Annotated in this window: 21 protein-coding genes and 1 pseudogene; 7 read left to right on the forward strand and 15 right to left on the reverse strand. The window is 66.9% G+C overall.

The features are described 5' to 3' along the window. Nucleotides 1–7 precede the first annotated feature (7 nt). Complete coding sequence (locus ACZYZ9_RS11570; RefSeq protein WP_463826385.1) at nt 8–424, reverse strand: DUF5313 domain-containing protein; 417 nt, start codon at nt 422–424, stop codon at nt 8–10. Nucleotides 425–625: 201 nt separating this feature from the next. Between ACZYZ9_RS11570 and ACZYZ9_RS11575 the strand changes: the two genes are divergently transcribed. Continuing rightward, nucleotides 626–1,342 carry an NUDIX hydrolase gene (locus ACZYZ9_RS11575; protein ID WP_463826386.1) on the forward strand — a complete coding sequence of 239 codons (717 nt, stop codon included), beginning with the start codon at nt 626–628 and terminating at the stop codon, nt 1,340–1,342. On the opposite strand, the gene ACZYZ9_RS11580 is transcribed toward ACZYZ9_RS11575, so the two are convergent. Then, entirely contained in the window at nt 1,343–1,555 is a 213-nt protein-coding gene (locus ACZYZ9_RS11580; protein WP_463826387.1) for a hypothetical protein, read from the reverse strand. Between the two features lie 58 nt (nt 1,556–1,613). Here ACZYZ9_RS11580 and ACZYZ9_RS11585 point away from each other — a divergent pair, with 58 nt between their 5' ends. Further along, nucleotides 1,614–2,108, forward strand: a complete 495-nt coding sequence (locus ACZYZ9_RS11585; protein ID WP_463826388.1) for a glycine-rich domain-containing protein — start codon at nt 1,614–1,616, stop codon at nt 2,106–2,108. A gap of 125 nt (nt 2,109–2,233) precedes the next feature. Continuing rightward, nucleotides 2,234–2,982, forward strand: a pseudogene (locus ACZYZ9_RS11590) (acyl-CoA thioesterase domain-containing protein). Here the strand turns inward: ACZYZ9_RS11590 and ACZYZ9_RS11595 are convergent. From ACZYZ9_RS11595 to ACZYZ9_RS11630, 8 genes are all read right to left on the reverse strand, one after another. Further along, a complete protein-coding gene (locus tag ACZYZ9_RS11595; protein WP_463826389.1) occupies nt 2,976–3,530 on the reverse strand; it encodes a DUF998 domain-containing protein in 555 nt (184 codons plus the stop codon). The pseudogene ACZYZ9_RS11590 and the gene ACZYZ9_RS11595 sit on opposite strands and share 7 nt — an antisense overlap. A gap of 60 nt (nt 3,531–3,590) precedes the next feature. Further along, nucleotides 3,591–4,019, reverse strand: a complete 429-nt coding sequence (locus ACZYZ9_RS11600) for a hypothetical protein (protein ID WP_463826390.1) — start codon at nt 4,017–4,019, stop codon at nt 3,591–3,593. A 73-nt stretch (nt 4,020–4,092) separates the two neighbouring features. Continuing rightward, a complete protein-coding gene (locus tag ACZYZ9_RS11605) occupies nt 4,093–5,304 on the reverse strand; it encodes an acyl-CoA dehydrogenase family protein (RefSeq protein WP_463826391.1) in 1,212 nt (403 codons plus the stop codon). Nucleotides 5,305–5,330: 26 nt separating this feature from the next. After that, complete coding sequence (locus ACZYZ9_RS11610; RefSeq protein WP_463826392.1) at nt 5,331–5,942, reverse strand: TetR/AcrR family transcriptional regulator; 612 nt, start codon at nt 5,940–5,942, stop codon at nt 5,331–5,333. A 61-nt stretch (nt 5,943–6,003) separates the two neighbouring features. Beyond that, nucleotides 6,004–6,951: an NAD(P)/FAD-dependent oxidoreductase gene (locus tag ACZYZ9_RS11615; protein WP_463826393.1), complete on the reverse strand. Its 948-nt coding sequence runs from the start codon at nt 6,949–6,951 to the stop codon at nt 6,004–6,006. 2 nt (nt 6,952–6,953) lie between these two features. Further along, on the reverse strand, nt 6,954–8,168 hold the full coding sequence (locus tag ACZYZ9_RS11620; RefSeq protein ID WP_463826394.1) for a GNAT family N-acetyltransferase: 1,215 nt from the start codon (nt 8,166–8,168) through the stop codon (nt 6,954–6,956). A 100-nt stretch (nt 8,169–8,268) separates the two neighbouring features. Further along, complete coding sequence (locus ACZYZ9_RS11625; protein WP_463826395.1) at nt 8,269–9,732, reverse strand: FAD-dependent oxidoreductase; 1,464 nt, start codon at nt 9,730–9,732, stop codon at nt 8,269–8,271. After that, complete coding sequence (locus ACZYZ9_RS11630; RefSeq protein WP_463826396.1) at nt 9,729–10,136, reverse strand: hypothetical protein; 408 nt, start codon at nt 10,134–10,136, stop codon at nt 9,729–9,731. Before ACZYZ9_RS11630 ends, ACZYZ9_RS11625 begins: the two co-directional genes overlap by 4 nt. Nucleotides 10,137–10,232: 96 nt before the next feature. On the opposite strand from ACZYZ9_RS11630, the gene ACZYZ9_RS11635 reads away from it, so the two are divergent. Then, nucleotides 10,233–10,790 carry a TetR/AcrR family transcriptional regulator gene (locus tag ACZYZ9_RS11635; protein WP_463826397.1) on the forward strand — a complete coding sequence of 186 codons (558 nt, stop codon included), beginning with the start codon at nt 10,233–10,235 and terminating at the stop codon, nt 10,788–10,790. Here ACZYZ9_RS11635 and ACZYZ9_RS11640 read toward each other — a convergent pair. Then, a complete protein-coding gene (locus tag ACZYZ9_RS11640) occupies nt 10,787–12,241 on the reverse strand; it encodes a flavin-containing monooxygenase (RefSeq protein ID WP_463826398.1) in 1,455 nt (484 codons plus the stop codon). The two genes, ACZYZ9_RS11635 and ACZYZ9_RS11640, sit on opposite strands and share 4 nt — an antisense overlap. Further along, nucleotides 12,238–12,801 (reverse strand): PadR family transcriptional regulator, encoded by a 564-nt coding sequence (locus ACZYZ9_RS11645; protein ID WP_463826399.1) that lies wholly within the window; start codon nt 12,799–12,801, stop codon nt 12,238–12,240. Before ACZYZ9_RS11645 ends, ACZYZ9_RS11640 begins: the two co-directional genes overlap by 4 nt. A gap of 121 nt (nt 12,802–12,922) precedes the next feature. Between ACZYZ9_RS11645 and ACZYZ9_RS11650 the strand changes: the two genes are divergently transcribed. Both ACZYZ9_RS11650 and ACZYZ9_RS11655 read left to right on the forward strand, forming a co-directional pair. Next, on the forward strand, nt 12,923–13,333 hold the full coding sequence (locus ACZYZ9_RS11650; RefSeq protein WP_463826400.1) for a nuclear transport factor 2 family protein: 411 nt from the start codon (nt 12,923–12,925) through the stop codon (nt 13,331–13,333). Between the two features lie 2 nt (nt 13,334–13,335). Further along, nucleotides 13,336–14,376, forward strand: coding sequence for an LLM class F420-dependent oxidoreductase (locus ACZYZ9_RS11655; RefSeq protein WP_463826401.1), 1,041 nt, complete (start codon nt 13,336–13,338; stop codon nt 14,374–14,376). Nucleotides 14,377–14,609: 233 nt separating this feature from the next. Here ACZYZ9_RS11655 and ACZYZ9_RS11660 read toward each other — a convergent pair whose 3' ends face one another. Together ACZYZ9_RS11660 and ACZYZ9_RS11665 are read right to left on the reverse strand one after the other, a co-directional pair. Next, a complete protein-coding gene (locus ACZYZ9_RS11660) occupies nt 14,610–15,650 on the reverse strand; it encodes a phosphotransferase family protein (protein WP_463826402.1) in 1,041 nt (346 codons plus the stop codon). Then, nucleotides 15,643–16,857 carry an acyl-CoA dehydrogenase family protein gene (locus ACZYZ9_RS11665; protein ID WP_463826403.1) on the reverse strand — a complete coding sequence of 405 codons (1,215 nt, stop codon included), beginning with the start codon at nt 16,855–16,857 and terminating at the stop codon, nt 15,643–15,645. Before ACZYZ9_RS11665 ends, ACZYZ9_RS11660 begins: the two co-directional genes overlap by 8 nt. 146 nt (nt 16,858–17,003) lie before the next feature. Between ACZYZ9_RS11665 and ACZYZ9_RS11670 the strand changes: the two genes are divergently transcribed. Next, nucleotides 17,004–18,248, forward strand: coding sequence for an adenylate/guanylate cyclase domain-containing protein (locus ACZYZ9_RS11670; protein ID WP_463826404.1), 1,245 nt, complete (start codon nt 17,004–17,006; stop codon nt 18,246–18,248). 21 nt (nt 18,249–18,269) lie between these two features. Here the strand turns inward: ACZYZ9_RS11670 and ACZYZ9_RS11675 are convergent, their stop codons facing one another. After that, a complete protein-coding gene (locus ACZYZ9_RS11675) occupies nt 18,270–18,938 on the reverse strand; it encodes a TetR/AcrR family transcriptional regulator (RefSeq protein ID WP_463826405.1) in 669 nt (222 codons plus the stop codon). Nucleotides 18,939–18,986 lie beyond the last annotated feature (48 nt).

Here is an 18,986-nt window from a genome sequence, read left to right on the forward strand (position 1 = left end):
CCTCAACTCAGAACGGGCTGCTGTTCGCCTGCCACTCGGCCGATTGCGGGCGCGGCCCGTAGCGGCGTGCGTAGTCCTCGTGCAGGCGCACGTTCTTTTCCCGGTTGAGCACGTCGACGAGATTGGGGTCCAGACCGTGCTGGGCCAACCGGTGCCGGCGCCACACCTTGTTCAGGGCAAACGCCATTACCAGGGTCCAGAGGTAGATCGGCAAGGTCATCTCGGTGTGCACGTACACCGACGCCGGCAACAGCCAGAATGGTGCCAGGACCAGCAGCGGCGGGATCGAGAGCCGGACCATGTGGCGGCGGATCGCGCCCGGGCCCGCGAGGTCATTGGCGACCCACTCCTGCATCGCGGCGGGCAGGCGTCGCCCGTACGAATAGGTGATGTACTGCCACAGGTTCGGGCGAGCGGAGGCCATGTTCGCTCCTGATCGGGATGCATTGATCGGGCACCGCGACCGATGCCGTCTATGTCCATCGTACTGATTAGTTAGGGCACTAACTATGTTCGCTCGGTCACACCCTCAGTAGACGTCACGCAGGTACCGGTGGTCCTTGAGGAGTCGGTCGACGTACCCGTGTGCCGCGTCGGCGTCCGTCCCGCCGCCTATGGTCAAGCGGTGACTATCACCTACGACGACGCGCTGCGGGATCAGATTAGGGCTCGCCTGGCCGAGTGCGACCGGCGTGCGGTGACCGACCCCACCAAGAGGCACGCGGCGGTGGCGGTCGTTCTCGTCGACTCCGAAGTCGGCGAGGACAGGGTGGATCCGGCGCCGGTGGACGACTGGATCGCCGACCGGCCGATGCCGGGCGACCTGGACGGACATATGGTCGACGTGGCCGGCGGCGCGGCTTTTCTGTTGTGCCGCAGGACCTCTCGGCTGTCCTCCCATGCTGCGCAGTGGGCATTGCCGGGTGGCCGGCTGGATCCGGGTGAGACCGTGACCGACGCGGCGTTGCGGGAACTCGACGAGGAGGTCGGCGTCCGGTTGCCGCCGTCGGCGGTGCTGGGGATGTTGGACGACTACCCGACCCGGTCGGGGTACGTGATCACCCCGGTGGTGATCTGGGGCGGCGGCCGAGGCGATCTGCGTCCGGCCCCCGACGAGGTGGTGGCCGTCTACCGGGTGGGCTTGCACCAATTGCAACGCGCCGATTCGCCCCGCTTCATCACCATCCCGGAAAGCCCGCGTCCGGTCGTCCAGATTCCGCTGGGCAACGATCTGATCCACGCTCCCACCGGCGCCGTGCTTTTGCAGCTTCGGTGGTGGTGTCTGGAAGGCCGGCACGATCCGGTGGATGAACTCGAGCAACCGTTGTTCGCCTGGAAATAGCTAATCGCCGCCGCCGCCGCACCCGCCGCCGCACCCGCTCGACCCGCCGCCGCAGCCACTCCCGCCGTCCGTGCCGCCGTGGGATCCCAGTCCAGACGACCAGATGTCGCCGTCGCCGAAGTCGCCGCGGCCCCGGCCACGCCGGCTCTGAAGCCAGCCCGCGATGAACAACCCCACCACGCCCGTCATGATGCTCAGTTCAGTCACGGTCATGCACCCACGTTAATCCCAAGGACTGCGGACGTTCGCGGACGCCGTTTACAGTGATTTCGTGCTACGCCGACGGCTGGATCGACACGACCGCGCCCACCGCGCGGTGGCGGCACTGGAACTGCCCCCGGCCGTGTTCAAGACGTGTCCATGGCAACCGCGAACGCTCGTCGAGACCGGTCTGCGGCAGTGGCTTCGGTGTTGTGCGCCCGCGCTACGGGACAAGCAGGTGATCGGAATGCCGTCGCATGCGGTGGACGAGGCGTGGCACGGTCTGATCTTGTGCACCGCGCGGTATGCCGTCTTCTGCGACGCGGCATACGGTCGGTTCCTGCACCACCACCCGGACGGCGGTGCGCTGCCGGGTAACCGGGCCGCCAGCGAATCGGCCGACGAGCAGCTTCGCAGAACGGTGATCGCCTGGCAGTTGGTCGCTGAACCGGACGAACAGTGCGTGCTCTGGGATCTCGACGAGCAGGTCGGCGTCGAGCGACCCTGGGGTATCGATGCGGCCCGCGTCGCCGAGATCAGGACCGCGCTGGCGCGGTTGTCGTAACCCGGCGCAACGCCGCCGGCCCATTGCTGTAGAAACACGATGTGCACCGCAATTCCCCGGCCGGCGACCCGGCGGATCCGCTGCCGTATTTCGTCCGCGACGAAAACCATTATGTGCCAACGACTATGGCTCGGGGTGGCTGGGGGCCATCGCTCAGTGGCCACGTCGTCGGCGGCCTGCTGGGCTGGGCGGCCGAGCGCGCGAGCGGCGATCCGCAGTTCCAGCCCGCCCGCCTGACAGTCGACCTGCCCCGGCCGACGGCGCCGAAGCCGCTCGAGGTGCGCACCCGCATCCAGCAGGACCGGCGGCGGCTGCGACTTGTCGAGACCGCACTCGTCCAGGACGGCCATGTGGTCGCAAACGCGAGCGCCCTGTTCGTGCGGCGGGGGGACCAGCCCGACGGACAGGTGTGGTCACCCCCGGTGCAGTTGCCGCCCCTGCCGGTCGATCAGGAAGGTGTCGAGTCGCTTTTCATCAGGACCTACGGGTGGGGCGGTGAACTGCAGAATCCCGATCCCGACTGGGCAGACCGGCAGGGGCCGAAGTACACCTGGTTGCAGGAGACCCGTCCGCGATCGGCGGGGAGGAGCTGACGCCCTTCACCCGCGCCGCGATGGCCGGCGACATCACCGCGTCGATCGCGAACTGGGGCAGCAAGGGTTTGCAGTTCATCAACGTCGATTACACGCTCACGCTGAGCCGGCTGCCCGACGGTCCCCAGCTCGGCCTGGCCGCCATGACGCATTGCAGCGACGACGGCGTGGCGACCGGATCGGCCGTCCTCGTCGATCACCGGGGGCCGATCGGCAACGGTGTCTCGGTTGCGGTGGCGCAGTCCGGCTTCCGCCCGACCAATCAACAACCGGGTCAATGATCCGGGGTGGCCGCGCGGTGCCCGCGTAGCACCAGGAACGCGGTGAGCAGCTGCCACAGCAGGATCGTGTACACGCTGCCGCGCTCCCATATCCCCTTCGGGCCCAGGTCGACGCCGAACGTCCCGGCAGCAAACCCGCCGAAGCTCACAAATCCCACTGCCGCAATTGCTTTGGCGGTCTGGCGGTACCACGCGGACGAGCTGACCACCGCCCGACCGACCAGCACGGCGGCATTGCCGCCCAGGATGGCCAGCACGGCGCCGACGACGTGCAGCCCACCCCGGTGCACGGTGCCGACCAGGCAGTTGCCGAGTGCGTTCGCGACGGCCAGGCCGAGGAACAGCCGGTGCCTACCGCTGCGCGCAGATCCGGTGATGAGTAGGGCGCCGAGCAGGAAGGAAGTGCCCTGCATGCAGAAGGCCAGCTGCATCAGCCGCGTTCGCGGGCCGGTCAGTCCGAGGTCGCTGATGTAGTTGTTCGCATAGCTGTAATCGCGGAAGGCTGCCGCCGCGACCGCTTCGAGGAGCAGGTACCCAACCGGGCCCACGATCCAGAGGACGGCTCCACACCTCGCGATCAAACCCGGGCTACCGATTCGCGGGACGTGTCACGCCGCAACCGGCAGGTGAATATTCCTGGCGCCGACCACATTTCGCAGCCCAGAACAGTTCACACAGCCGATGCAACCGACGCAATCGGTGCATCGGACACACGCGATGCAACCGACGCACCGGGCGCAGGCGATACATGCCAGGCATGCCACGCATTCCCGAACGCCGATACAGATCACCGTGAGCAGGCTGGTGATCACCCCGACTCCGCCGGCCGTTCCGGCCGATCCGGCGACCGCGATGCCGCCCGCCGTCGCGACCGACCCGGCGACTGCGACGCTGGCCGCCGCCGTCGTCGATCCGGCAACGGCGACGCTGCCTGCGATCGCGGTCGATCCGGCAACTGCGATGCTGCCACGGACCGCGATCGAACCAGCGGTCGATTCACTGTCGGCGGCAAGCACCGAATCCAACGCAGTCGCCATGGGTGACATCATGTCAGCCGTGCCACCGAAGCTGAAGCTGCGAGCCGCTCACGCACGCCGTGTCGGCCCGGCGTCAGCGGATGGCCAGTCCGGTCAGGGCGCGCGAGATCACCAGCCGTTGGATCTCGCTGGTGCCCTCGAAGATGGTGAAGATCTTGGCGTCTCGGTGCATCCGCTCCACGGGGTAATCGCGGGTGTAACCGTTACCACCGAGGATCTGGATGGCTTCGTCGGTGACGTAGACGGCGGTTTCGCTCGCCACCAGCTTGGCCATCGAACCCTCCGCCGCTTCGAAGTTCTGGTTGTTGCGCGCCATCCAGCCGGCCCGCCACACCAGCAGCCGCGCCGCGTCGATCCGGCTCTTCATGTCGGCCAGCTTGAACGCCACGGCCTGGAACTCGCCGATCTTGCGGCCGAATTGTTCACGCTGGCAGGCGTAGTCGAGCGCGTACTCGTAAGCGGCCCGGGCCACGCCGACCGCCATCGCCCCGACGGTCGGCCGGGTGCGTTCGAACGTCTTCATCGCCGCCTGGCCACGCGCGGAAGCCCCGGACTTGACCCGGGCGACGCGCGCCTCGAACTTCTCCCGACCGCCGAGGATCGCGTCCTCGGGCAACCGGACGTTGTCCAGCACCACCTCGGCGGTGTGGGACGCGCGGATGCCGTGCTTCTTGAACTTCTGACCCTGCGAGAGACCTTTGGTGTCCGGTCCGATGATGAAGCTGGCCTGGCCGCGGGTGCCCAGCTCGGGATAGACCGACGCCACCACAATGTGCACGTTGGCGATTCCGCCGTTGGTGGCCCAGGTCTTGGTGCCGTTGAGCACCCACTCACCGGCCGCCTCGTCGTAGCGTGCCCGGGTCCGGATGCCACCGACGTCGGATCCCGCGTCGGGTTCGGACGAGCAGAACGCGCCCAGTTTGGGTTCCTCGGCGGTACCGAACATCGCCGGTAGCCATTGACCCAGCTGTTCGGGAGTTCCGTTGCCCGCCAACGCCGCTGCGGCCAGACCGGTGCCCATGATGGACAGCGCGATGCCGGCGTCGCCCCAGAACATCTCCTCGAAGGCCGTCAACATGCCCAGGCCGGTCTCTTCGGCCGCCTGCTGGGCGAAGAAGTCAGGGGAGTACAGGCCGACCTTGGCGGCTTCCTGGATCACCGGCCACGGGGTTTCCTCGCGTTCGTCCCATTCGGCCGCGGCCGGCCGGATGACGTCGGCGGCGAACTTGTGCACCCAGTCGCGCACCTCGATCACGTCGTCGCTGAGCTGCATGGAAAATGTCACGGATCCACTCCTGAAATATGTTGTTATTACTTGTTTTTCGGGGTTCGGTACTGGGCGAGCACGGCGCGTGTCTGGTTCACCCACGCCTCGAAGTAACGCTCTTCGTCGATGTTGCCGGGCAGCCGACCGGTGAGAGCCTGCAGCGTCGCGGCGTAGGACAACGAGCCGATCGCCACCGCCGCCGCGGCATCCGGGTCGGGGATCTGCGTGCGACCGCTACGGTTGGACGCGGCGAGCTCGTCGGCGAAGCGCTGATAGGCGTTGTCGGTGATGACCTGCCAGGTCTTCTCGTCCAGGTCGCCGAGCTCGTCGGGCTCGCGCAGCATGACCTGCAGCAGGTCCTCGCTCTGCTTGAAGCTGCTCCAGATCAACTGCCCCGCGGTGCGTACCGCATGTTCGACGCTGTGCGGCTCTTTGGCGTCGTACTGTTCGCGGGCGGCGACAATGCTGTCGATGCGGTGCGCGACAGCGGCCTCCAACAGCTCGCGTTTGGAACCGAAGTGCTTGTAGAGCGCGCCCGATCCCGGCGCCAGACCGGACGCCCGCTGAATATCGGCCACCGAGGTCGCCGCGTAACCCTTGGCGGCGAACAGCTTCAACGCTTCGGCCAACAGCCGATCGCGTCCCGAGGCGACCATAGGTGAGAGAGTACTCACTCACCCCGATCGCCGCCAAACTCCCTGGTCGAACCCGTCGCGCCTACTCGAGGACCAGCGCAGCGGGAAGGTGTTCGCTGAGCACGGCGTCGGCGAGCAGTTCGCCGAGCAGCGGGCCGAATTTCATCAGGTTGCTGCCGACGAACCCGATCACGTTGCCGCGCCGGGCCACCTGCCAGCCGTCCCCGCCCTCGTCGAGCCAGGCTGCGCGCGCAGTCACACAATCGACCCGACTGACCGCTGCCAACGACGGGAACAACGCGCGTACCGTCGCCGGGTCCGGCACGTCCTGCCCGAAGGCCCAGCGGCCGGTGCTGCCGATCGGCAATCCGTAGCCTTCGGGGGAAGACAGACAAGCGGCGCCGTGGGCGTCAGCACCCTGGTAGGTGAACCGGGTGTGCGGGCCGAACTCGATTCCGAGCGGGCCGAACAGCGCCTGGGTCTGCACCCCTGCGCAGATCAGCACCCGGTCGGCGGGTAGTACGGCGCCGTCGGCCAAGTGGACCGAACCGTCGTCGTTGACCGAAATAACCCGCGCGCGCTGAATATTCACGCGCTTCGCCAGGGCGGACAATGCGCGGCGAATCCGCAGGCTGCCACCGAGCGGATCGAGAACCGCTGTCTCCCAGGGCACGTCAGCGAATGGCAGGAGGGCCGCGATCTCGTCGGGGTCCAACCGGGAGAATGCAGCACCCGCGTGCGACATTGCCGCGGCAACCTCAGCGTCCGCGCCTGCGGCGATGAACCCCTCGGTGCCCAGTAGTCGCCCGGCACCGAACTCGGATTCCCAGCGCTGCCAACCCTTCCGGGCGTGCAGCGCCAGCCGGCACAACTGCGGTCGTCGGTGCGCGATGCGGAATATCCGGGCCAGTCCCACCGATTGCTCGGCGAACGGCTCGCCTCGCTCCACCACGATCACCCGTTCGCCACGGCGCGATAGTTCGTGCGCAGCTGCCAGCCCGCAGATGCCGGCGCCGACGACGACGATCATCGCTAGAAGTAGAAGCCGGCGTAAGGGGCTTCGGGCACGTTGAAGAGCTGATCGGCGGCGGCGAGCGCCGCGGGATCGTCGGCGCGGGCCAGTCCGGCGAGGGCCAGGCTGTGCCATGTCGCACCGCCCAGCAGGACGGTGGCCAGGCCCTCCACGTCAACGTGTAACTGCGCACCCTCCTCGACCGGCGCAGCACCATCGCCGCTGATCCGAAAAACACCCGAATTGTCCGTCAACAGAGGGTCTTTCACCGAGATGCTGACCGATTCGGCACCGGCGTAGCTTCGGGCGGTGAGCGCCTGCCGAACGTCGATGATCCGCAACCAGGTTTCGTCGTAGCGAGCGGTGATCTTCGCCGCGCGCCGATCCTGCAGCAGCAAGGGCAGCGGATCGTCGACGGGCAACATCCAGAAGATCACCCGATCGACCAGGTCCAGTCCGAACAGGAAGCGCAGCAGTCCCAGGTAGGCATCGGGGGTGGGCGCGAAGAAGTCCTCCACCACGATGGTGCGCTGATCGCTGACGAACCACCGGTCGGTGTCGATCGGGCGGTAGCGGGCGAACCCGGACTCGGATCCGGGGTCGCCGTGCACCGCCACATACGAAGCGCCCGGCGCCGATTCACTGCGCGACCGCAAACTTTCCCACCACACCGGGGGGCGGTCGATGCTGCCCGGACGCGCCGGCCGATGCTCGGAGTAGACGAACGGCAGCAGCTCCCACGCGTCGGCCGGGTCGAGCAACCGCACCGGCCCGCCGGACGGGACGCCCGGCCGCAGTGCCGCCCGCGCCGTGTGCACCTCCACGCTCTGCACCGAACTCGCCACCCCGTACCCGTACCGGCCATAAATCGTCGCCTCCGAAGCACGCAGCGTCGCCACCACCTCGCCGCGAGCGGCGATGTCCTGCAGCTGATGGCGCACCAGCTCGGTCGCCACCCCACGCCGGGTGAAGGACGGCAGCACCCCGATGTGGGTAACCGCTGCGTGTCCGACGAGCGCGCCACCGGGCAGGGTCAGCCGGCTGGTGACGGCGTCGGCGGTGCCGACCAGCCGGTTGTCGACGAATGCCCCGATGGTCCGGCCCGGCTCGAGCATTCTGGTGATCCGGCCGGGCGCCAGGTTCAGCGGTGGGAACCCGACCATGGCGGCGCGGAACACGTTCGACGCCGCCAGCAGGTCACCCTCGTCGTCGAGCACGCGGATCTCGGTGGTCACCCGGCCATCATGCCGGGCGCCGGCGAACCCGTGCGCCGCAGCGGCCGGTCAGCAATGCCGGCAAATGCCCCGGATCCCCGGTATCCCCTCCAGACCTGACTCACGCGGTGGCCGGCAGCGATGTCGCTCGAGGTCCAACCCATCGGGTAAGGGTGGCAACCCACCCCGCCCGGTCCGCGGAGTCCCCGGCCCAGGCGACGTAGCCGTCCGGCCGCACCAGGACCGCCGGGCCGGCGTCGGTGCGTTGCGCCTGCTGCAGAGCGACCGCAGTGGCCGGGACGGCATCGCGCTCCCGAATCAGCACGAAGCCGGGTGACCTGCGGTGCAGTTCGGTCAGCCGGCCCGCCGTCAACGGCACCTGTGTCGCACGGGTACCCACCAACGGATGCTCACCGCGGCGCCGCGCATACCGCAACGTCGTCCCGGCGAAGCTGCCGGCGATCGCATCGCGTACCCGCGGGACGCGAAGCAGGTTGGGTACCAATATGTTTCGCAAACCCCGGGCCACCCGGGGGTGCAGTGTCACGCCGCGGGCCAACAGCCCGGACTGGAACAGCACCCGCTTGGCTATCGGGTGGCGCTCGTCGTGGTAGGTGTCGAGCACCGCGTCGTCGGCACCGGCGAGCACCGCGCCGATCTTCCAAGCCAGGTTCGCTGCGTCCTGGATCCCGGTGTTCATGCCTTGGCCGCCCATCGGCGAGTGCACGTGGGCGGCGTCGCCGGCCAGGAACACGCGCCCGTGCCGATACCTCGTGACTTGCCTTTCCTCGCAGTGGAACCGGGACTTCCAGCGCACTTCCTGCACGGTCAATTCGGCGCCCATGGCGGTGTCGAGCACGTTGACGATCTCGTCGTCGGTCACCGGCACGTGATCGGACACCTGGTAACCGCGGTCCCAGGTCATGGCGCGGTACCACGAGCCGTCACCGTCGCGCCGCTGGTAGGGGGCCAGGAATGCGAACCTGTTTCGGGTACTGCCGACCCGCAGGCCGTCGCCGGTGGGCGCCTGCGCCAGTTTGACATCGGCGAGCACGACCGAGGACAAGATCGTCTCGCCCGGGAAATCCGCGCCGATCAGCGTGCGGACCGCGCTGTGCGCTCCGTCGGCGCCGATCAGGTAACGGGCATGCCACCGGTCGCCGTCTGCGGTCTGCACAGTGACGCCGGCATCATCCTGCTGCAGGCCGACGACTTCGACGTCGCGCCGGACGTCGGCCCCCTGTGCGACAGCGTAATCATGCAGCGCCGCATCGACGTTGGTCTGCGGCGTCACCATCACGAAGCGATAGGGCGAATCGAGGTGAGTGAGGTCGATGCGTGCGCCGCGCAAGATCGTGACGCCCGGCGCCCGGTGTGCCCGGCTGAGCAGGTCCTCGGCGAGTCCGCGCGCGTCGAGGACCTCGAGGGTGCGCGCCATGGTGGCGAACGCCCGGCTGGACGGGTTCACCGATGGCCGGCGTTCCAGCACGCACACCGAGTGACCCGCCCGGGCCAGGTCACCCGCGGCGGTGAGTCCGGTGGGACCGGCGCCGACGATCAGAACGTCGCAGTCGTGGGTGTTCATGCCCGCACCGCCCCCGGATGCGGGAACCAGCGACGAATGTCGTCCGGGGACGACGTCGCTGCGTGATTGAAGACGAATCGGCAGCCGGGCTGGGTGGTGTGTGCGACGTTGACGATCGCCTCGAACAGCAGGGTGTTGCTCGCGACCAGCCGCACGCCCGCCCCGATCAGCACGGCGTCATATCGGTTGGCTTCCAGCCATTTTCGGGCCTGTTGCAGGCCGGCGTCGCCGAAGTCGATCAGGCAGTTGTCGACGCGGTAGCCGGCCGCCCGCAGTGCCGCGACATTGTCGTCGTTGGCCGCCCGCAGCGTTCTACTGCTGAGCCCCGGAAACCGGGCGAACTCCGGCGACGAGTATTCGATCACGTCGGGGTCGAGACCGATCTGGATGGCGGTGATGGTCATGGCGACAACCTTCCTCGCAGATTTCAACAACCGTTGAAATGGACGGTAGTCCGAGCCGGTAGCCCTGTCAACAGTTGTTGAAATACACTGTCGACCATGCCGCGGAAGACACGCGATGGGGAAGCCACCCGAGCCGCGATCCTGGCGACCGCGCGATCACAGTTCGGCAACCATGGCTTTGAACGCACCACCATCCGCTCGGTGGCATCGGCCGTCGGCGTCGATCCGGCGCTGGTCATGCACTACTTCGGCAGCAAAGCCGAACTGTTCGCCGCGGCGTCCCGCCTGGATATCGATTTCCCCGACCTGTCCGGAGTGGCCGCTGACCAACTCGCCGACGTGCTGTTGCCGATGTTCGTCGCGATCTGGGGATCACAGGGGCCGTTCCTGCCGTTGCTGCGCGCGGCCGCGACGAACCAGGCGGCCGCCGAAGCGTTGCTCGAGGTGTTCGTCGACCGGGTCGCCCCGGCCCTGGCCGCAGCCGTTCCCGACCGTGCCGCCGAGCGTGCCGCACTGGTGGGATCGCAGGTGCTCGGTCTGGCAACGGCCCGCTACGTGCTGCGTATCCCAGCGCTGGTGGAGATGGACGACGCGACCCTCACCGAATGGCTCCGGCCGGTACTTGCGCACTACCTGACCGGGGCGGTGCCTTAACGGATGTCGAAGTGCGCCGGTTCCGGGGCGGCCAGCATCGACGTCAGGGTCGCCCGGTCGTACGGCCACAGATCGATCGTGTTGTCGTCGGTGCGGTACCACGAGTTGCAGCCGGTGTTCCAGACGGTCGGCGCCATGGCCGCTGCCACATCGGCGTTGAACTCGTCGGTCGCGTCCTGGGTGACCTCGATCGAGGTCGCCGCGCCGGTACGCAGCATCTCCAGGAAGTGCGCGATGTAGCGGGCGGTCCGCTCGGCGGAATACTGCAGGGAGATGGACCCCGTCGGAGAGTTGGGCCCCAGCACTGTGAACAGGTTGGGAAAACCCGGGATAGCGGTCATCCGGTAGGCCCGCGGTCCGCCGGCCCACGCTTTGTCGATGGTCAGGCCGTCGCGGCCGGTGATCTCCATCGGCCGCATGTAGTTGTGCGAATGGAAGCCGGTGGCCAGCACGATCACGTCGGCCGGCCGGTGCCGGCCGTCGGCGGTCCGTATCCCGGTGGGCGTCACCTCGTCGATGCCGTCGGTCACCAACTCGGCATTGTCGGCTTGGATTGCGCGGTAATAGGTTCCGGACACCACCTGGCGTTTGCACAACGGCTGGTAGTCCGGGGTGAGCTTGACCCGTAGCGCGGTGTCGCGGACCTGCAGGCGCAGGCACAGGCGCGCATAGTTCTGCACCGCGCGCCGACGCCAGGACGGGCGGGTGGTGATGTCGGCGAGAATCCCGGACGCCCACAACATCATTCGGTACAACCCGTGCTGGACGCGCGGAAAGCGCTGCAACGTCGCGGTGACAACCGCGCTCTGCCGCAACGACATCGGCGCCCACAGTATCCACTGCGGGGAGCGCACATAATGCGTGATCGCGGTCGCAGCGGGTTGCAGCGCGGAGATGATCTGCACGCCCGTCGAGCCGGTGCCGATGACCGCGATGTTCTTGGCGTGCGTGTCGACGGCGTCGTCCCAGCGGGCAGTGTGCACCACAGGCCCGCGGAACTCGTCGAGTCCGGTGATGTCGGGTACGGCCGGATGATGCAGCACGCCGGTGGCGCACACCACGACGTCGGCGACGATCTGCTCGTCGGCGGCGGTGCGTAACGTCCAGCTGGAGGTTTCTTCATCCCACTGTGCCGCAACGACTTCGGTGTTCAACCGGATATGCTCGCCGAGGCCGAGTGAGGCCACCACGTCATCGTGATAGCGCTGTATCTCAGCCCCGTCGGCCCAGATGTGCGACCAGTCGGATTTCGGCGCGAACCCGAATTGGTAGAGCTGGGAGGGCACGTCACAGGTGAGACCGGGATACCGGTTCCAGTGCCACACACCGCCGACGGCACCGCCCTTCTCGAACACCGTGACATCGGAGAACCCGCGTTGGGTAAAGGTGTGCAGCGCAGTGATTCCGGCGAGCCCAGCTCCGATGATCACCACCCGGGGACCGCGGTTCATGCGCGCGCCGGAAGACGGCGGCCGATGACGGTCAGCGCATGATCGGCCCAGCGAATATTCTCTTCCTCGAACGAAATTCCGCGTAGCAGCGTCAGATAGGGGCCCACCCGTTCGGCGTGGGCGACGTACTCCTCCTCGGTGCGTCCCGCCAGCAGGCGGGCGCGCAGCCGTTCGTAGCGTTCGAGTTTGGCCGTCGCCCAATCCCGCCGTTCGGCGATCGCGGCACGGACGGCTGATGTGTCGCCGGCATCGGCGGCCGCCACCTTGATCATCAATTCGTCGCGGATCGCCGCCGGCTTGGGCGCCCGTGCGGTGAAGTGCCGAATCGACTCGTGGCCCGCGTCGGTCAGTGAGTACATCCGCTTGTTCGGCCGCCGTTCCTGGTGCACGACGCGCGCCTGGATCAGACCCTGCTCGGCCAGTCGCTCGAGTTCGCGATACAACTGTTGCGGGGTGGCCATCCAGAAGTTGGCCACCGACGCGTCGAACTCCTTGGCCAGGTCGTAGCCGGAGGACTCACCGTCGAGAAGTGCCGTCAGCACGGCGTCACGCAGCGACATCGACGCATCGTACAACGAAGCACCTATTCAACAAGGTTATTAGTTACCTATAGACAGGCGGGGCAGGGAAGCTCTAGCGTCGATCGGGTCTACTCAACAAATTGACTATTGCGAGGTTCTCATGCACCCGTTCCGGAAAGCGGTCGAAGACCACGACGAAGCGGCCATCCAGGCGTTACTGGCCGACGACGTGGTGTTCACCAGCCCGGTGGCCTTCAAGCCGTACGTCGGAAAACCGATCACCGCCGCCATCCTGCGCGGTGTGCTGCGGGTTTTCCAGGACTTTCGCTACATCCGGGAAATTCACGACGAGAACGGGCGGGACCACGCGTTCGTGTTCGAAACCGTGGTGTCCGGAAAGAAGATCACCGGCTGCGACTTCCTGCACTTCAACGAGGACGGCCTGATCGACGACTTCACCGTGATGGTGCGGCCGCTGTCCGGCGCGCAGGCGCTGTCGGAGGCGATGGGCGCCCAGTTCGACCGCATCCAGCAGGAGGCCGTCGAGTTCGCCGGCGCCCAGAACGGCTGATCGTGCGCATCGGACTGGGCATCAACTACGCCGGCGGCTTCAAGGAAGTGGCTGCCGAGGTGGCCGACCTCGAACACGCGGGGCTGGACATCGTATTCGTGCCCGAGGCGTATTCGTTCGATGCGGTGAGTGCGCTGGGTTATCTGGCGGCCAGCACCGAACGGGTGGAACTGGCATCGGGCATTTTGCAGCTCTACACCCGCACGCCCACCCTGACCGCAATGACCGCGGCGGGCCTCGACTACGTCTCCGGCGGCCGGTTCGTCCTGGGGCTGGGTGCGTCCGGTCCGCAGGTGGTCGAGGGTTTTCACGGGGTGCCCTATAACGCCCCGATTGCCCGCACCCGCGAGATCATCGAGATATGCCGCCAGGTGTGGCGCCGCGAGACCGTGCAGTACCAGGGCAATCACTACACCGTCCCGTTGCCCGCCGGACAGGGGACCGGACTCGGCAAGCCGCTGAAGTTGATCAATCATCCGGTCCGGGAACGCATTCCGATCCTGATTGCGGCGCTGGGCCCGAAGAACGTCGAACTGGCCGCCGAGCTGACCGAGGGCTGGCAACCCATCTTCTATCTGCCGGAGAAGGCGGCTGACGTGTGGGGCCAGGCCCTGGCCGCCGGGCAGGCGAAGCGCGATCCGGCACTCGGCGCACTCGAGGTGTACGCCGGACCGGCGCTGGCGATCGGTGAGAACGTCGAGCCGATGCTCGAATTCGTCAAACCGCACCTGGCGCTCTACATCGGCGGCATGGGGGCCAAGGGCAAGAACTTCTACCACACCCTGGCCACCAGGTACGGCTACGGCCCGCAAGCCGATCGGATTCAACAGCTTTACCTGGCCGGGGAGAAGGACGCGGCCGCCAAAGCCGTTCCCGACGAGTTGGTGCGCAACGTAAACCTGATCGGCACAAAGGAATTCGTGAAGGAACGGGTGGCCGCGTATCGCGCCGCGGGGGTGACCACGCTGAACGTGATGCCGTTGGCCGGCACGCCCGCCGAGCGGGTCAAGCTGATCGAGACGCTGCGTGACCTCGTCGATTAACTGAACGGCACGCAGCAGCGCCAGTCGGGCGCATTAGTCTATCGAGTAGCGGTGGCGCCAACGCGTTTCGAGGAGATTCTATGTGTCGTGCGGTGCAATGCCCGGTCTGTGGAAAGACCACGTGGGAGGGGTGTGGGGAGCATGTGGCGGAGGTACGCCAGTCGGTGCCTCCCGACCAGTGGTGCGACGGGCAGCACGCCGGTCGTCCGGCTGCGGAGACTTCAGGCCGGTAGTCAGCGCCCGAAGATCCCTGCCGCAGCGGCGATTTCACATGCCATGCGCACGGTCGCGTCGATCCGGTCGGTGGTCGGTGCTCCGGAGGCGGCCCTGTTCTGCGGCTCGTCGATGCCCCGGCGCATGACGCCTTCGGCGATGATCGCCAGCTTCCACAGTCCCAGCGCGTGCCAGTACTGCACCGCGGCGGGGTCGCGGCCGGTCTCGTCGATGTAGAGCCGGGTCATCTCCGCGCGATCGGGAAAACCCGGCAGTGTGGTCGGCTCGAAGTCGTTTTTGGTCGTTTCTCCGGGCTCCAGCCAGTAGGTGAGCAGGCTGCCCATGTCCGCGAGCGGATCACCCAGCGTGGACAACTCCCAGTCCAGAGTCGCGATCACGGCCCCGGTCTGCGGCGAGGTGATCAGGTTGCGCAGATGGTAATCACCATGCACCAGGCTGACTTCGCGTTGCTCGGGAATGCAGGCCGAGAGACGGGCGGTGAGATCGTCGAGTTCGGGGATGTCGCGCGTCTTCGACAGCTCCCACTGTCCGGCCCAGCGCTTGAGCTGGCGCTGCGCATACGGCTTGTGGCTGGCCAGATCCTGTAGGCCCACCGCCGCGAGGTCGACGGCGTGGACCTTGGCCAGGGTGCGCGGCAGGGACAGCGCGATCTGGCGGCGCTGCTGCGGTGTCAGCGCCGCCGCGACCGCCATCGTGTCCACCACCAAACCGTCGACGAACTCCATCAACACCCACGGTGCGGTGGTGAACTCCGGATCGGTTGTCACGGCCAGTATTCGGGGGACCGGCACGTCGGTGTCGGCCAGCGCCGCCATGATCCGCGCCTCGCGCACCACATCGTGGGCCGAGGCCAGCAGGTGACCCAGCGGCGGGCGGCGCAGCACCCAGGCCTGCCCGTCGGCATCGCTGACGCGATAGGTCAGGTTCGACTGCCCGAGTCCGATCCGCTGAAAGCGCAGCGGACCGGTGGCGTCGATGCCCAGGGTCACCAGCCAGCGCGACACCGCCGCGGCGTCGACGCCCGGGATGTCCTCAGACATCGTTGCGGTACTTGCGCAATTCCTGACTTGCGATGGCCCGCTTGTGCACTTCGTCCGGGCCGTCGGCCAGTCGCAGTGTGCGCAGATGCGCCCACGCCATCGCCAGTGGGAAATCGTCGGTGACACCGCCACCGCCGTGCACCTGGATGGCGCGGTCGACGATCTTCAACGCGATGTTGGGGGCGGCAACCTTGATGGCCGCGATCTCGGTGCGCGCCTCCTTATTGCCGACGGTGTCCATCAGATGCGCGGCTTTGAGCGTGAGCAGACGGATCATTTCGATGTCGATACGCGCCTCGGCGATCCAGTCCCGGATATTGGCGTTGTCGCTGATCGGTTTTCCGAAGGTGACGCGAGACTGGGCGCGCCGGCACATCAGCTCCAGCGCGCGCTCGGCCATGCCGATGGCCCGCATGCAGTGGTGGATGCGGCCGGGGCCCAGCCGGGCCTGGCTGATCGCGAAACCCTCGCCCTCCCCCTTGAGCACATCGGTGCCCGGCACCCGCACATCGTCGAAGTCGATCTCGGCATGTCCCTCACGATCCTGGTAACCGAAGACGGACAAGTTGCGTCGCACCGTGATGCCCGGCGCGTCAATCGGCATCACCATCATCGACTGCTGCCGGTGCGGGGCGGCGTCCGGATCCGTCTTACCCATCACGATCAGCACCTTGCAGTTACGGTGCATTCCGTTGGAAGCAAACCACTTCCGTCCGTTGAGCACATAGCCGTCACCGTCGCGGACCATCGACATTTCGACATTGGTGGCGTCCGAACTCGCCACCGCCGGCTCGGTCATCGCGAACGCCGACCGGATCTTGCCGTCCAGCAACGGTTTGAGGTAACGCTCCCGGTGCTCGTCGGTGCCGAACAGCGTGAGCACCTCCATATTCCCGGTGTCCGGGGCGCTGCAGTTGCACGCCTCGGACGCCAGATGACTGCGGCCCATGATCTCGGCCAACGGCGCGTACTCGAGGTTCGTCAGCCCCGGTCCCCACTCGGGGTGCGGGTGAAACAGGTTCCACAATCCCCGTTTTCGCGCTTCGGACTTGAGATCCTCCAGGACGGGCGGGTGGAAGTGCGGGTCACCGGCCTCCCGCATCTGCTCGTCATAGATCGTCTCCGCCGGGTAGACGTGGGAATCCATGAACTCGCGCAGATCGGCCTGGTACTGCTGGGCGCGTTCGGAGATATCGAACAGGGACATGAGAACTCCTCACGAAGTGCCGGTGATTGCATTGTGCGCCAGTCTTCGGATCCTGCTGCGGCCGAGGTGGTGCAGGGTTGACCGGCAACACCGTGGACCCGTTGAATCGAAGGTCTCCGCCGTGTCGACGGCGTTACGCTGCCACCATGACGCTCGGACCGCGATCGCTGGTCGTGCCTGGTCTGGGCCGGCAGCACGGTACGCCGCCGGATGTTGCGCCCTCGTCGAAACGTATTGCCCGACAAGAGCGGGTGCTGACCGTGGCGACCCGGATCGGTGCGATGGTCAGCGGCTTCTTCAGTGTGCTGTCGATCTTCATCGGTCACGGTGGGTTGTGGATCGGCGTCGTCAGCGCGATCGGCACCGCGCTCTATCTGTCGATCCCGTTGCTGTACCGGTTCGGTACGCTGGTCGCCCCGCTGACCTTTCTCATGGTGGGTTACCTGCTGATCCTCATCGTGACCTTGCGTGTCGGCACCGGATCAGGGATGCAGTTCTACTTCCTGGTGGCGGCGACGTTGATCGTGTTGGTGCTCGCCGTCGACCATCTGAGACTGGCCGTGCTGATGGCGGCGCTGGGCGCGGTCCTGACCGTCGCAACCGAACTCTTGGTGCCGGAAAGAACCGGCGTACAACCGGATTGGGCCTACACCTTCGGATTCGTCATCACCGTGATCTCATCGTGGGTCATGGTGGTCGCGACCATCTGGTATGCGGTACGTGAGGTCACCCGTGCCGAGCAGGCCATCGAGGCCGAATACGAACGGTCGGAGGCGCTGCTGGCCAACATCCTGCCGGCGCAGATCGCCCAGCGACTCAAAGATCCGTCCCGGCCGGTGATCGCCGACAAATACGACGACGCCTCGGTGCTGTTCGCTGACATCGCCGGTTTCACCCGGCAGGCTAGCGACACTGCGCCCACCGAACTGGTCGGCTTCCTGGACCGCCTGTACACCCAATTGGATGGACTCGTGGATCGCCACGGCCTGGAAAAGATCAAGACCAGTGGTGACTCCTACATGATCGTCAGCGGTGTACCGGAACCGCGACCCGATCATCTGCAGGCGCTGGCCCGCCTGGCGCTGGACATGGCGGCCGCGGTCGCGGATCTGACCGACATGCGCGGCAGGGCGGTGCCATTGCGCATCGGCTTGGCGGCGGGGCCGGTGGTGGCCGGTGTGGTGGGGGCGCGAAAGTTCTTCTATGACGTGTGGGGGGACGCGGTCAACGTGGCTTCGCGGATGGAAACCACCGGCGTCGAGGGACGAATTCAGGTGCCCCAGGATGTCCACGAGCGGCTCAACGGCACGTTTCTGTTCGAGGAGCGCGGCGACGTCGACGTCAAAGGCAAAGGCGTGATGCACACCTGGTACCTGGTCGGCAGTCGGTAGCCGATGTCACGCGCTGCCCAGCTAGTTAGCCGGTGTCTCGTCGGGCATTGCGTAGAGCTCCAGGTATTTCGTCAGCGCGCGCTCGCCCTCGGCGAACACCGCGCGAGCCCGGCCGGGGCCGGCGCGGTGCGACAACTCCAAGACGTGATCACCGAGTTCGACGGCCATGGTGGTCACCAGGAGGTCGGTGTCGGCGCGCAGTAGCCGCCATTCGATGAGGGCGGCGTGCAGCGCTTCGGCGAAGCGTGCCCGGCGTTGCTGCGGGTCGGCGATCAATCCCCGGGAACGACTGAGGTAGAACAGATTAGCCAGCTGCGGGTGGGTGTCCAGGTACTCGCGGTGAAACTCGAACAGCGCATGGATCACTTCCCCCAGACTGGCCGGCGCCAACGCGGACAACACCATGCTGCCTTCGGCGTCGCGGCGGTCCAGCAGGTCGGTGAGGATCTCCTGCAACATCGCGTCCCGGTTCGGGAAGAACTGGTAGACGGTGGCGACCGGGATCCCGGCGCGCTCGGCGATCGCGCGGGTGGTGACCGCTTCCTCGCCGCCGGATTCGAGCAACTCCAGCGCGGCAGCCAGCATCCGCGCGACGCGCTTTCTGCTCCGTTCCTGCACCGGCTGACGCCGACGCAACGCATTGTGGGTGGCCACCGGAATATCGTTGCACAGGTCGAACATGAACATCATTCATGTTATGTTCGGTTAGGTTTGGCTAACCAAGTATTCCGAGAGGGT

This window comes from Mycobacterium sp. IDUB_28 (genome assembly GCF_055419285.1).

What these genes read in the sequence shown, in the direction of transcription:
- ACZYZ9_RS11570 (WP_463826385.1), bottom strand. Translation starts at nt 424, where the DNA reads ATGGCCTCCGCTCGCCCGAACCTGTGGCAGTACATCACCTATTCGTAC.
- ACZYZ9_RS11580 (WP_463826387.1), bottom strand. Translation starts at nt 1,555, where the DNA reads ATGACCGTGACTGAACTGAGCATCATGACGGGCGTGGTGGGGTTGTTC.
- ACZYZ9_RS11600 (WP_463826390.1), bottom strand. Translation starts at nt 4,019, where the DNA reads ATGGCGACTGCGTTGGATTCGGTGCTTGCCGCCGACAGTGAATCGACC.
- ACZYZ9_RS11610 (WP_463826392.1), bottom strand. Translation starts at nt 5,942, where the DNA reads ATGGTCGCCTCGGGACGCGATCGGCTGTTGGCCGAAGCGTTGAAGCTG.
- ACZYZ9_RS11615 (WP_463826393.1), bottom strand. Translation starts at nt 6,951, where the DNA reads ATGATCGTCGTCGTCGGCGCCGGCATCTGCGGGCTGGCAGCTGCGCAC.
- ACZYZ9_RS11625 (WP_463826395.1), bottom strand. Translation starts at nt 9,732, where the DNA reads ATGAACACCCACGACTGCGACGTTCTGATCGTCGGCGCCGGTCCCACC.
- ACZYZ9_RS11630 (WP_463826396.1), bottom strand. Translation starts at nt 10,136, where the DNA reads ATGACCATCACCGCCATCCAGATCGGTCTCGACCCCGACGTGATCGAA.
- ACZYZ9_RS11635 (WP_463826397.1), top strand. Translation starts at nt 10,233, where the DNA reads ATGCCGCGGAAGACACGCGATGGGGAAGCCACCCGAGCCGCGATCCTG.
- ACZYZ9_RS11640 (WP_463826398.1), bottom strand. Translation starts at nt 12,241, where the DNA reads ATGAACCGCGGTCCCCGGGTGGTGATCATCGGAGCTGGGCTCGCCGGA.
- ACZYZ9_RS11645 (WP_463826399.1), bottom strand. Translation starts at nt 12,801, where the DNA reads ATGTCGCTGCGTGACGCCGTGCTGACGGCACTTCTCGACGGTGAGTCC.
- ACZYZ9_RS11650 (WP_463826400.1), top strand. Translation starts at nt 12,923, where the DNA reads ATGCACCCGTTCCGGAAAGCGGTCGAAGACCACGACGAAGCGGCCATC.
- ACZYZ9_RS11660 (WP_463826402.1), bottom strand. Translation starts at nt 15,650, where the DNA reads ATGTCTGAGGACATCCCGGGCGTCGACGCCGCGGCGGTGTCGCGCTGG.
- ACZYZ9_RS11665 (WP_463826403.1), bottom strand. Translation starts at nt 16,857, where the DNA reads ATGTCCCTGTTCGATATCTCCGAACGCGCCCAGCAGTACCAGGCCGAT.
- ACZYZ9_RS11670 (WP_463826404.1), top strand. Translation starts at nt 17,004, where the DNA reads ATGACGCTCGGACCGCGATCGCTGGTCGTGCCTGGTCTGGGCCGGCAG.
- ACZYZ9_RS11675 (WP_463826405.1), bottom strand. Translation starts at nt 18,938, where the DNA reads ATGATGTTCATGTTCGACCTGTGCAACGATATTCCGGTGGCCACCCAC.